At 71.4% G+C, this 12734-nt stretch carries 11 protein-coding genes; 9 read left to right on the top strand and 2 right to left on the bottom strand.

Translation table 11 applies throughout. The features are described from left to right. The 5 genes from ASE44_RS08455 (at position 1) to ASE44_RS08475 (ending at position 4136) form a co-directional block, all read left to right on the top strand. Positions 1-1176, top strand: a complete 1176-nt coding sequence (locus ASE44_RS08455) for a glycosyl hydrolase family 8 (RefSeq protein WP_056778896.1) — start codon at positions 1-3, stop codon at positions 1174-1176. Then, positions 1173-1844, top strand: a complete 672-nt coding sequence (locus ASE44_RS08460) for a class F sortase (RefSeq protein ID WP_056778899.1) — start codon at positions 1173-1175, stop codon at positions 1842-1844. Before ASE44_RS08455 ends, ASE44_RS08460 begins: the two co-directional genes overlap by 4 nt. Positions 1845-1956: 112 nt before the next feature. Further along, positions 1957-2724, top strand: coding sequence for a polyprenol monophosphomannose synthase (locus ASE44_RS08465; protein ID WP_056778903.1), 768 nt, complete (start codon positions 1957-1959; stop codon positions 2722-2724). Positions 2725-2798: 74 nt separating this feature from the next. Continuing rightward, entirely contained in the window at positions 2799-3782 is a 984-nt protein-coding gene (locus ASE44_RS08470; RefSeq protein WP_056778905.1) for an SDR family NAD(P)-dependent oxidoreductase, read from the top strand. Between the two features lie 114 nt (positions 3783-3896). Continuing rightward, entirely contained in the window at positions 3897-4136 is a 240-nt protein-coding gene (locus tag ASE44_RS08475; protein ID WP_056778910.1) for a hypothetical protein, read from the top strand. A gap of 90 nt (positions 4137-4226) precedes the next feature. Here ASE44_RS08475 and ASE44_RS08480 read toward each other — a convergent pair whose 3' ends face one another. Both ASE44_RS08480 and ASE44_RS08485 read right to left on the bottom strand, forming a co-directional pair. Beyond that, complete coding sequence (locus ASE44_RS08480; RefSeq protein ID WP_056778913.1) at positions 4227-5963, bottom strand: sodium:proton antiporter; 1737 nt, start codon at positions 5961-5963, stop codon at positions 4227-4229. Between the two features lie 65 nt (positions 5964-6028). Continuing rightward, the gene (locus ASE44_RS08485) at positions 6029-9664 is read right to left on the bottom strand and encodes a DEAD/DEAH box helicase (RefSeq protein ID WP_056778916.1); all 3636 of its coding nucleotides are present in this window, start codon (positions 9662-9664) and stop codon (positions 6029-6031) included. 109 nt (positions 9665-9773) lie between these two features. Between ASE44_RS08485 and ASE44_RS08490 the strand changes: the two genes are divergently transcribed. From ASE44_RS08490 to ASE44_RS08505, 4 genes are all read left to right on the top strand, one after another. Further along, positions 9774-11267 carry an SDR family NAD(P)-dependent oxidoreductase gene (locus ASE44_RS08490; RefSeq protein WP_056778918.1) on the top strand — a complete coding sequence of 498 codons (1494 nt, stop codon included), beginning with the start codon at positions 9774-9776 and terminating at the stop codon, positions 11265-11267. Between the two features lie 33 nt (positions 11268-11300). Further along, positions 11301-11552, top strand: a complete 252-nt coding sequence (locus ASE44_RS08495) for a hypothetical protein (RefSeq protein ID WP_056778922.1) — start codon at positions 11301-11303, stop codon at positions 11550-11552. Positions 11553-11561: 9 nt separating this feature from the next. Then, positions 11562-11867 carry a hypothetical protein gene (locus ASE44_RS08500; RefSeq protein WP_056778925.1) on the top strand — a complete coding sequence of 102 codons (306 nt, stop codon included), beginning with the start codon at positions 11562-11564 and terminating at the stop codon, positions 11865-11867. A 76-nt stretch (positions 11868-11943) separates the two neighbouring features. Beyond that, positions 11944-12606: a pentapeptide repeat-containing protein gene (locus ASE44_RS08505; protein WP_056778929.1), complete on the top strand. Its 663-nt coding sequence runs from the start codon at positions 11944-11946 to the stop codon at positions 12604-12606. Positions 12607-12734 lie beyond the last annotated feature (128 nt).

Genomic DNA, 12734 nt, shown 5'->3' on the forward strand with positions numbered 1-12734 from the left:
ATGAGCGCCAAGAAGACGATCGGCATCGCGGTGACGGCGGTCGCCGCGGTCGCCGCCACCGCCGTGATCGCCTCGCTGGCCACCGGCTTCCCGGCGGACCTCCCAGGGCCACCGGCGGCGTCACCCGGCACCGTCGAGGCCGGCAGCGGTCCGCAGCCGACCGCGACGGACCGCTCCGCCACCCAGGCCGCCGAGGCGTTCCTCTCGGACTGGGTGGACGACGGCCGGGTCGTGCGCCGCGACCAGGGTGACGACACCGTGAGCGAGGGCCAGGCCTACGGCCTGCTCATCGCCGCGGGTGTCGGCGACGAGCAGGCGTTCACCGGGATCTGGGACTGGACCGAGACGAACCTGCAGCGACCGGACGGGCTGCTGGCCTGGCGCTGGAGCGACGGCAAGGTCGTCGACGAGGAACCAGCCAGTGACGGCGACCTCGATGCCGCCCGAGCCCTCGTCATCGCCGGGAAGCGCTTCGACGAGCCGCGGTTCACCGACGCGGGCGTCAAGCTCGCCGGGGTGATCGCGGACCGCATGACCGTCGAGACCGCCGCGGGTCGCATCCTGCTGCCCGGCACCTGGGCCGCAGCGACCGAACCCTACGCGTACAACCCGTCGTACGCCTCCCCCGTCGCCTTCTCGGTGTTGGGCGCGGCGACGGGCGATCCCCGATGGGCCGAGCTGCAGGCCGGTTCCGCTGCGGTCACGTCCGCCCTGCTCGACGAGAGCCCGCTCCCACCGGACTGGGCGCAGGTGCACGCCGACGGCTCGGTCGACGCGATGCCCGGTGCCGCCGGGACGGGACAGAGCGTCCGCTACGGCTACGACGCGGCCCGGCTCCCCATCCGCTACGCCGAGTCGTGCGTCCCCGCCGATCAGGCGACGGCCGCTCGACTCGTCTCGACGCTCGCACGCTCGAAGGAGCTGCGGGCGGAGACCGACCTCGGTGGTTCGCCGCTCACCTCCGACCAGCACCCGCTCGCCCTGGAGGCCAGAGCCGCCGCGCGCGCCGCGGTGGGCAACCTGCCGGAGGCGGCGGACGACCTGCGAGCGGCCGACGAGCTCGCGCAGGAGGTGCCGAGCTACTTCGGTGCCGCCTGGGCCGCCCTCGCGCCCATGATGCTCACGACCGACGACCTCGACGGCTGCCCGCCACTCACGAACGGAGCCAGCTCATGACCCGGGCACCACGCGCGAGGATCAGCGCCCTCGCCGTCGCCGGAGCGCTCGTCACGGCGCTCGCCCTCTCGGCGTGCGGCGCCACGCACTCCGGGCAGACGCCGTCGTCGCCGAACGCCGCCGACGGGCCGCTCACCTCCTCGGAGGCGACCGACCGCGGGGCCGCCGGGGCCAAACAGGACCCGGCGACCCAGGCGCCGACCGCCGACATCAGCGCCCTGAGCGTCAGCCGCGTGCAGATCCCGGCGATCGGCGTCGACGCGGCGGTCGAACCGCTCGACCGCGATGCGTCCGGTGTGCTCCTGCCACCCGTCGAGTGGGAGGACGCCGGGTGGTACCGCGCCGGCGTCCTACCCGGCCAGGTGGGGCCGGCGGTGATCGCCGGGCATCTCGACACGACCCTCCGCGAGGCGGTCTTCGTCCACCTCAAGCAGCTCGTCGCGGGCGACCAGGTGACGGTGACGATGTCCGACGGCTCGACCGCCACCTACGCCGTCGACCGCGCCATCGACGTCGAGAAGAAGACCTTCCCGACCGAGGAGGTCTACGGACCGACGCCTGATGCGCAACTCCGGCTCATCACCTGCAACGGACCCTTCGACGACGCGGCGAACACCTACGCCAACAACTACGTCGTCTTCGCCTCGCTCGTGGGCAAGACCCCGTAGGCCCTCACCGGTCCCGATCCCTCCTCCGGTCCCCGATCCCCTCCCCGTTCCCCGAGCCTGTCGAGGGGCCGCTCCGCTCCGAACCACTCCAACCGACCCGAAAGGAACCGACGTGAACCGCTCCCTCGTCGTCATCCCCACCTACAACGAACTCGACAACCTGCAGCCGATCGTCGACCGGACGCTGGCCGTCCCGGGGGTCGACATCCTCGTCGTCGACGACTCGTCGCCGGACGGCACCGGCTTCCTCGCCGACCAGCTCGCCGCGCAGCACCAGCAGGTGCACGTGTTCCACCGGGCAGTGAAGGACGGGTTGGGCGGCGCGTACCTCGCCGGGTTCGCCTGGGCGCTCGCCCGCGGGTACGAGGTCATCGTCGAGATGGACGCGGACGGCTCCCACCACCCCGAGGACCTCCCGCGCCTGATTGCGCTGCTCGACGAGCACGACCTCGCCCTCGGCTCGCGCTGGGTGCCCGGCGGCGTCGTCGAGAACTGGCCCGCCCACCGGCTCGCGCTGAGCCGTGGCGGCAACCTCTACACCCGCCTGGCCCTCGGGATCGGTGTCGCCGATGCGACGGGCGGGTTCCGCGCGTTCCGGAGCGAGGCACTGCGGCGCATCGACCTCGCCGACGTGGCGTCCCAGGGCTACTGCTTCCAGGTCGAGCTCCTCTGGCGGGCGTTGCAGCGCGGTCTCCGGGTCGTGGAGACGCCCATCGTCTTCACCGAGCGGGTGTCCGGTGAGTCGAAGATGAGCGGCGGCATCGTCTCGGAGTCGCTGAAGAAGGTCACGATGTGGGGCGCACGTCGCCGCCTGCAGGAGCTCCGCGCGCTGCTGCACGGTCACCCGCTGCCCTCCGTGCGCGTCCTGTCCACCCGCTGAGCGCCGCCGGTACCTGCACATGTTCCCAGGTCCACCCGGTTCCCCCGTCGTCGCCTGCGTCGTAGCGTGAGGGCATGACCAATCCCACGCGCACCCCGCAGCATCCCATCGGTTCCGGCTTCGGCCACTCGAGCACCGCGGCGGAGGTGCTCGAGGGCATCGATCTCTCGGGCAAGCTCGCCATCGTCACGGGTGGCTACTCCGGCATCGGTCGCGAGGCCGTCCGCGCCCTGGTCGACGCCGGTGCCCACGTGATCGTCCCCGCACGACGTCCGGACACCGCCCGTGAGGAACTCGCCGGTATCGAGGGGGTCGAGGTCGACGAACTCGACCTCGCCGACCTCGCGAGCGTCGAGGCCTTCGCGGAGCGCTTCCTCGCGAGCGGTCGTGGCATCGACCTGATCATCACCAACGCCGGCGTCATGGCCGCTCCCGAGACGCGCGTCGGCCCCGGCTGGGAACTCCAGTTCGCGACGAACCACCTCGGCCACTTCGCCCTCGCCAACCGCCTCTGGCCCGCCATCGTGAAGGGCGGCTCCTCGCGGGTCGTCGCGCTGTCCTCGAGCGGCCACAAGCGCTCGGGCATCCGCTGGGACGACGTCCAGTTCGAGCACGGTTACGACAAGTGGGAGGCGTACGGACAGGCGAAGACCGCCAATGCGCTCTTCGCGCTCCAGCTCGACGCGCTCGGCGCCGAGGACGGTGTCCGTGCGTTCTCGGTCCACCCGGGTGGCATCCTGACGCCGCTGCAGCGTCACCTGCCGCGCGAGGAGATGATGGCGCTCGGCTGGGTCGACGCCGACGGCAAGCTCCTCGTCTCGGGCTTCAAGTCGCCGGAGCAGGGTGCCGCGACCGAGGTGTGGGCGGCGACCTCACCGTCCCTCGACGGCCTCGGCGGCGTGTTCTGCGAGGACTGCGACATCGCCGGCCCGGCCGACGCCGCCGTGTCCCCGGCCTCGGGTGTCGCCGACCACGCGACCGACCCGGAGGAGGCGGCCCGACTCTGGGCGCTCTCGGCCGAGCTCACCGGCGTGGACGCTTTCGCCAGCCGCGCCTGAGCGGGCGGCGCCACCCCTTGCACCCGTCCGCCCACGGACCTACCGTGAGAGCGGATCAGCGCGACGATGCGCGAGACAGAGTCCGTCCCAGGCGGATCTCGGAAGGAGCACCCCATGAGTGACCAGAACGCCGACATCAACAACCCGGGTCCGCACGACGAGGCCGTCGACGACGCGGCAGCCGAGCGCGTGGCCTCCACGACGAACCCCGGCCCGGACGCCCGTGCCGACGACCCCGCGGCGAGCGGCGAGGCCGACATCACGAACCCCGGTTCGGAGACCGAACGCGACGCCGCGGCCGAGCGCGAGGCGGAGCGTGTGGCGGACGTCACCAACCCCGGCCCGAGTTCCTGACCGCAACGACCCGTTCTCAGGAGTTCGCCGGCGCGCCGGTCCGTTTCCTGGGCGGCGCGCCGGCGGACTCCTGAGAACGGTCGAGCTGCCCTAGTGGTCGGCCCGCGGCGGGCGCAGCCGGGTCTCCTCGATGTCGAGCATGGTCTGTGCCTCCGCGAGGATCCGCGACGGGTACGCCCCGCGCGCCCGGGCGTCGAGCAGCCGCTCGCGTTCGGCCTGCACGACGGCGAGCCGCAACTGCCGGTAGAGCCGGTGCGGAGTCTCGGCGTGCGTCTCGCTCGGTGAGACCGACTCCCGCGAGCGCTCCCAGGCCGCCTCGGCCCTGAGGAAGGTCGACTGCCGGACCCGTTCGAGCAGGTCGGGGTCGATCTCCTCCTCGATGCCCACCGCAGACGCCGGATCCTCCAGCACACTGATGCCCGCGTAGCTGATCTCGTCGAGCAGGGTCGCGAGCTGTCGGCGATCCTCCGACTCGTCGATCCCCTGCACCCGCAGCAGTCGGATGAGCCAGGGCAGCGTGCCGCCTTGGACGACGAGCGTCACCACAGCGACCGTGAACGCGATGAGGACGAGCTGCTCGCGGTACGGCGTGTTCTCCGGGAGCGACTGCGCGGCGGCGAGGGTCACCACACCACGCATCCCCGACCAGCTGAGGATGACCCCACCGCGCCAGTCGATCTGTTCCTGCCGCAGCTGCTCGAGGTCGGCGCGCTGCCGCTCGTAGGCCCGCTCGCGGCGACGTCGGCGATGCCATCGACGGTTCTGTCTCGGGAACCGCTCCGAGTACCCCATCGACAGCCACCGTTGCAGCGTCTGGCGTTCCGCCCAACGTTCTCGCGCGCGGAGTCCGAGGACGAGCGGGCCGACCCAGAGGAACCGCAGCGCGATGAGCGCGGCCGTCGCCACCAGGCCGATCCCGATGGAGTCCTCGACGGACAGGATCTCGGCGTCGACGGCACCGATGAGCGTGCGGATCTCGAGTCCGATGAGCAGGAAGACCGCGTTCTCCAGGAGGAACTGGATGGTCCGCCAGTTGATGCGGTCGCTGATCCGCGCCTGTGCCGAGAACGCGGCCGAACTCGCATGCCCGGTGTAGAGGCCGGCGACGACGACCGCGAGCACGCCGGAACCGCCGAGCGCCTCCGTCGGCATGAACGCCACGAACGGGACGGCGATCGAGATCGCGGTGTCGAGGACCGAGTCGTTGAGCTTCGACCGCAGCCAGACCGTCGCATACCCCGCGATGAACCCGACGATGATCGCGAGCACGACGGCGTAGAGGAAGTCGCCGACGGTCGCCCACGGCGTGAGCAGGCCACCGGCCGCCGCCGCGCTGGCCGAGCGCAGCAGCACGAGCGCGGTCGCGTCGTTCACGAGGCCCTCCCCCTCGAGGACCGTCAGCAGCCGGGGCGGGAGCCCGAGTCGGCGCCCGATGGACGTCGCCGCCACGGCGTCGGGCGGACTGATGATCGCACCGAGGGCGATGGCGGCAGCGAGGTTGAGGTCGGGCAGCAGACTGAAGAGCAGGAACCCGGCGCCGAACGCGGTGACGATCACGAGGACCACGGACAGGCTCGTGATCGTCGCGAGGTTGCGGCGGAAGTCCATGATCGGCACGCTGATCGCCGCGGCGTAGAGGATCGGCGGGAGGACGACGTCGAGCACGAGCTCCGGCTCGACCTCGATCTCCGGCACACCGGGGAGATAGGAGAGGCCGACGCCGACGATCACGAGGATGATGGGCGCGGCGACCCCGAGCTTGCGGGAGAAGGCCGCGACGGCCACGATCACGGCGATGCCGACGACTGCATACACCCCGAGTTCCATACCGGCCAGGCTATCGCCCGAGGCGCCCGCGGCACTCCTGGCAGCCGTCGGTCGGCTGCCGGGGATCACTCCAGGAGGCCTCTGATGTCCTCTGCGGTGAGCGCCTGGCTGAACACCGCGTCGTCGTCGAGGACGGCGGCGAACAACTCCGACTTCTTCGCCTGGAGCGCCATGACCTTCTCCTCGATCGTGTCGGCGGCGACCAGCCGGTAGACCATGACGTTCTGCTGCTGGCCGATACGGTGCGTGCGGTCGATGGCCTGCGCCTCGGCCGCCGGGTTCCACCAGGGGTCGAGGAGGAAGACGTAGTCCGCCTCGGTCAGGTTCAGACCGAAGCCACCCGCCTTCAGACTGATCAGGAAGACCGGCGCATCCCCCTCACGGAACCGGTCGATGACCTCGCCGCGGCGCCGCGTGGACCCGTCGAGGTACTCGTAGGCGATGCCCTGCTCCTCGAGCCGGCGGGCGGCGTTGCCGAGGAACGACGTGAACTGGCTGAAGATGAGCGCGCGGTGCCCCTCGGCGACGACGTCGTCGAGCTGCTCGAGGAGGGCGTCGAGCTTGCTCGACGGGATGCCCGCGTGCTCTTCGGCGTCGATGAGGCTCGCATCGAGGCTCAGCATGCGCAACAGGGTGAGCGACCGGAACACGATGAAGCGGTTGCGGTCGAGGTCGTCGACGAGGCCGAGGAGTTTCTGTCGTTCCCGTTGCAGCACGAGGTCGTAGAGCTTCCGGTGCGCCGGTGCGAGTTCGATGCGGAGCACCTGTTCCTGCTTCGGCGGGAGTTCCGGCGCCACCAGCTCCTTCGTCCGGCGCATGAGCAGCGGACGGATGCGTCGTCGGAGCGTCTGGAGACGGCTCGAGTCGAGCCCCTTGCCGATCGGCTTGACGTAGTGCTCCGTGAACCGTGAAGCGGAGGCGAAGAGGCCCGGCGCGACGATCGACAACAGCGACCACAGCTCCATGAGGGTGTTCTCGATCGGCGTGCCCGTGATGGCGAGCTTGAACGGCGCACGGAGCTCGACTGCGCAGTCGTGCAGCTTGGCGCGATGGTTCTTGACGAACTGGGCCTCGTCGAGGATGAGCCCCGACCAGTCGCTCGCCTGGTACGCCGAGGCGTCGAGCCGGAACAGCGCGTAGCTGGTGACCACGACGTCGGCCCCGGCGGCGAGTTCCGCGATTGAGGCGCTGCCCTTCGCCTGCGTCGCGGTGATGCTGCGGACGACGAGCCCAGGGACGAATCGGGCGGCTTCGGCGACCCAGTTGGACACGACCGAGGTGGGCGCGACCACGAGGAACGGCGGCGTGGGAGCACCGGTCGTCTCGCGGGCATGGGCGATGAGGGCGAGGGTCTGCAGCGTCTTGCCGAGGCCCATGTCGTCGGCGAGGATGCCGCCGAGGCCGTGCTCCCAGAGGAACGCGAGCCAGCGGAACCCGTCGAGTTGGTAGGGGCGGAGCTCCGCCTGCAGCCCGGCCGGCAGCGGGGTGTCCGGAACGGCGTCGATGGCGTTCAGTCCGGCGGCGGCCTCACGCCAGGAGACGGCCTGCTCGGTCTCGTCGGCGAGGTCCTCGAAGTCGGCCCAGAGGCTCGCCTGGTAGCGGCTGATGCTCGGTTTCGTCTCCCATTCGGTGAGCGCCGCAGCCTCCGTGAGCAGCTCGCGTAGGCGGTCGAACGCGGGGTGTTCGAGCGAGAGGTAGGTGTGGTCGACCATGAGCAGCTTCGTGCGGCCCTTCGACAGCGCTTTGAAGAGGGGCTCGAAGGGGATGCTGTAGTCGCCGATGTGGATGACGATCCCGAGGTCGAACCAGTCGCGCTGCTCGGTCTCCACGGTGGTGACCGAGATGTGCGGCGTCCCGGTGAGCTCCGTGTACTCGGGCCGTTCACCGATGATCTCGACGAGGACGTCGTCGAGCGACTCGAGTACCGGGATGGCCCGTTCGGTGACGAGCGCCGCGTCGAACTCCTTCAGCTGCTGCGCTCGGGGCGGCCAGATGCTCGGCGTGATGAGCTCGTCGAGCGCTCCCGCGGTGATCGCCCGTCGCTCCGGCTCAGCAGCTGCGGCGAGGGCGGCACCGACGCGTTCGAGGATCAGCCGTTCGGCCCGCTCGTCGCGGAGGACGTCCCCGCCGTTCCCGGAACCGGACGAACCGGAACCGGACGACGCGGAACCGGCGTCGGCGACCGTCGTCGGGAGCGACCGGCCCGCGGCGAGCGCCGTGGACGTCCCACCGATCGGGATGCGTTGTGCCGGCGCGTACTGCCACGCCCAGGCGAGCCGGAGGGACTGCTTCGGCTCGAAGGAGGCGGTGAGCACGAGCACGGGCGGCACGATCTCCGGGAGCACGACCGCGCCGTCGGTCGAGCTGAGCGCGATCGTCCGGCGGAGTCGGGGCACGTAGTGCTCCAGGAACTCCGGGACCTCGGCCGCTGGCACGAGGACGGGCTCCCCCGGGCCGAGCAACCCACGCGCTTCGTCGGACGACGGTTCCGCGAGTGGCGCGAGGACGATCGCCTGCCGCGGCTCCAGGGCGTAGTGGTACAGGCCGTGGTCGCCGATGGCGCCGCTCGTCGAGGCGTCGACGTCCGTGCCGTCGATCGTCACGACCGGGCGGAGGACGACTCCACCCTCGGCGTGTGCGGCGTCCAGCCGGATGGCGGCGGTGGCTCCGAGGGCGACCGTGCCCTTGCGCGTGCCGACGAGTTCGATGCCGAGCTGTGCCGCCTCCTTGAGCAGGTGCCAGAGGACCGGGCTGCCGAAGTCGTCGATGACGAGCCAGTCCGCGTCGCCCGCTCCGGCGAACGCCCCGGCCGGCGGACGGGTGGCGCGCAGGAGCGCCTGGAACTGGGTGAACCACTGCTGGTGCGCCGGGTCGAGCGCCAGGCGGTGGCCCTGGTGTGTGAACGACGTCCAGGAGATCGTCGATTTGACGAAGCCGCCCCCGGCCTTGCGGACGACCGGTCGGACGGCGATGCGGCGCGGGTGCCGTGGGTCGGGCGGGCCGTCGGCGGTGCGGGACGTCGGCCCGCGCCAGCGTTCGGCCGTGCGCGGGATGCCCTCCCGGACCTCGAACTGCAGGCCCATCGCGGTGGGCGCGACGGCCCGACCGCCCTCGCCCGTGAGGGAGTCGAGGCGGTTGCGCCAGGTGGGCGGTTCCGGTGGCGTCGGTGGACTCGGCGCCCATCGCGCCGGGCGCTGGCCGGCCGCGGGACGCCATGCCTCGGGCAGGGCCTCGAGCTCGTCGTCCGCGTACATCGGTCGATGCTCGGCCGGCTCGTCGAGTTCGGGGTCGTTGATCGGCGCGGTCCACCGCCGGTCGGAACGCCAGGACGCCTCCCGCTCCGCAGGTGGCCGTTGTGGGGCCACCCACCGGTCGGAGCGGCCTTCCGCACGGAGGTGCGCCGCGTTGCTCTGGAGCAGGGTGGCGACGATGTGCTTGCAGTCACCGCGCAGGGGGCACGAACAGGCGCTGCCTTCGATGCGCGCGATCCCGCCCGAGTCGTCTCCGAGGTCGATGATGCACGCGTAAGGGATGTCGGTCGACCCTTCGACGGTCCCGTGCACCCGGCGCTTGTCCGCGTTCCAGTCCACCGACGTCACGCGGCCGTCTCTCGCGTATCCGCGCCCGCGATCGAACGCCACCCGTCCGACGAGTCTGACGAGGTCGGCCACGTCGACGAGTGGTGCGGGATCGGGGGTCACCGCCCCATGGTCTCACGCACGCCGGACACCGCCCTCCGTCCCCTGGACCTGGTGACGGCGGCGCTAGCCCGCGGACCGGTGAGGCGCGCTCGGCTCGTAGAATGAAGCAATGACCTCCCTCCCCCACGACGAGCCGACGAGCCCCACGACCGGCGACGACGCGGGCATCGATCCCACCGATCTCGAGGTCACCCTCCGCGTCCTCCAGCACATGGCGACGATGGACGAGGAGCACCCCGACTACCTCCAGGTCCGTCGCGCCACCGCCAAGATGTTCAAGGCCGTCAAGAAGGAACGCCGTCTCGACCGCCGCGCCCGGATCGCGGACGCCGACCGAGCGGTGATCGCCGCGACCGCGACCGGTGCGCCAGACCGCATCGACGACGAGACGCGGGGCATCCCGCTCGCGACCACGACCACCGCCCCGACGGCCGGCGAGCTCCTCGTGCCGCGCAACTGCTACATCTGCAAGCAGCCCTACACGACGGTCGACGCGTTCTACCACCAGCTCTGCCCGCAGTGCGCCGCCATGAGCCACGCGAAGCGCGACGCCCGCACCGACCTCACCGGGAAGCGCGCGCTCCTCACCGGTGGTCGCGCCAAGATCGGCATGTACATCGCGCTGCGGCTCCTCCGCGACGGCGCCCACACGACGATCACGACCCGCTTCCCGCGCGACGCCGTCCGCCGCTTCAGCGCCCTCCCCGACAGCGGCGACTGGTTGCACCGCCTCCGCGTCGTCGGCATCGACCTCCGCGACCCGGCCCAGGTCATCGCGCTCGCGGACTCGGTCGCCGAGCAGGGGCCACTCGACATCCTCATCAACAACGCCGCCCAGACGGTGCGCCGCACGAAGGGCGCCTACCAGCCGCTCGTCGACGCGGAGCTCGCGCCGCTGCCCGACGGCCCGCTGCCCGAGCTCGTCACCTTCGGCCACACGAACGACGCGCACCCCTTGTCGCTCGCGGCGTCCGTCTCCGCGCACCCGATCCTCGCTGCCGCCGCGGCGAAGGCGGACGCCCTCACCGAGGCCGCCATGGCCGCCGGCTCGTCGTCGCTCGAGCGGCTCGCCGCCGGGACCGCGATCGACGCGGGCGGACTCGTGCCCGACGTCGACCACAGCAACAGCTGGGTGCAGAACGTCGACCAGGTGGAGCCGATCGAGATGCTCGAGGTCCAGCTCGCGAACGCCACCGCCCCGTTCATCCTCATCAGCCGTCTCCGTGCGTCGATGGCGGCGTCGGACTTCGACCACACCTACGTGGTGAACGTCTCCGCGATGGAGGGTGTCTTCGGTCGCGGCTACAAAGGCCCAGGCCACCCGCACACGAACATGGCGAAGGCGGCGCTCAACATGCTCACCCGCACGAGCGCACGTGAGATGTTCGAGACCGACGGGATCCTCATGACGAGCGTCGACACCGGGTGGATCACCGACGAGCGACCGCACCCCACCAAGGTCCGGCTGGCCGAGGAGGGCTTCCACGCCCCGCTCGACCTCGTCGACGGCGCGGCCCGCGTCTACGACCCGATCGTCCGCGGCGAGGCCGGCGAGCACCTCTTCGGCGTCTTCCTCAAGGACTACCGCCCGAGCTCCTGGTGACCACCAGGTGAGCGTCTGGTCGGAGGCGACGCGATGATCGGTCCGGCCGCCGTCCGGTTCCTCCACGACGCACCGCTCGGCACCCGCGTCGTCGTCCGCTACCGGCTGCCCGAGGGCTCGGAGGCGGGGGCGACCGACGCACTCGGTGAACTCGTCGAGCGGACGACCGCGGGCAGCACGATCGAGACCAGACGCGGATCGGTCACCGTCCCGGACGACGACGTCGTCGCGGCGAAGGCCGTCCCTCCCGCACCGGCGCCCCGCGGACGTCGCCGCTCGCCCTAGGCTGAGCGGATGAGCACCGAGGCTTCCGAGGACACCGTGCCGACGCAGGACCGGATCGAGGTCACGCTCCGTCGCCCCTGGTACGGCGCGCTGCAGCGTCCGACGGTGGTGTTCGACGGGCGCGGGCAGCCGGCCCAGTGGGGCACCGGTAGCTGGCGGATCACCGGTGCCGAGGTGTCGTTCGAGGTCTTCCTCTTCAACCGCATGTGGCGGTACGGAGCCGCCGGCACCACCCTCACCGCTGGGGTCGACACCTCGCTCGTCTACCACGCTCCCCTGCTCCCGTTCCTGCCCGGTCGGTTCACAACGAGCTGAGCGATCACCCCGAGGGGCGTCGGTGGCCGCACCTAGGCTGGTCCGCGACCCTCAGGCATCAGCATCGGAGCACGACATGGCGAAACGCACCGGAACGACCGCACCACGACTCGACCCGGTCCGGCTCATTGGGCTGACCGACGGTGAGGAACGCGACCTCGAGGCGCACGACGCGGTCGAGGGCATACGGTTCGCCGACCTCGACCTGTCGCACCGCGACCTCTCGGGCATCACGATCTCGGAGTCGTCGCTCTCGGGGATCACCGCCGATCAGACGGACTTCCGTGCGGCGTCGTTCCTCGACACCCGACTCGAGCGCTGGGACGCGCCCATCCTGTTGGCTCCGAGGAGTCGGCTGCGCGACGTGGAGCTCGACGGCTCGCGGGTCGGGTCAGCGGACTGCTACGACGCGAACTGGCAGTCCGTGCGCGTCAGCGGGTGCAAGCTCGGCTTCGTCAACCTGCGCGGCGCGGTGCTGCAGGACGTCCTCTTCGAGGGCTGCACCATCGACGAGCTCGACCTCGCGGATGCGACGGCCACCCGGGTCCGGTTCGTCGACTGCACGCTGAACAGCCTCGACGTCACCCGGGCCAAGCTCGCCGACGTCGACCTCCGCACCCTCGAGCTGCGGCGGATCGCCGGGGTCGAGCATCTCCGGGGTGCGACGATGACGCCGTTCCAGGTAGGCGAACTCGCGGCGATGTTCGCCGAGCAGTTCGGTATCCGAGTCGAGGACTGACCTCCCGGGTTGCGCCAGCGCGGTGCGCTGACGTCACCGCGGGTCTGTCGCGTGAGCGCGGGTCTCCGGAGACCCGCGCTCACGCGCGTGCCTCGCGCCCGCGCCGGTTCCCCCGCGCTCGCGTCAGC

Origin of the sequence: Plantibacter sp. Leaf1 (assembly GCF_001421315.1) — a bacterium.
In the GTDB taxonomy this organism is placed as follows: Bacteria; Actinomycetota; Actinomycetes; order Actinomycetales; family Microbacteriaceae; genus Plantibacter.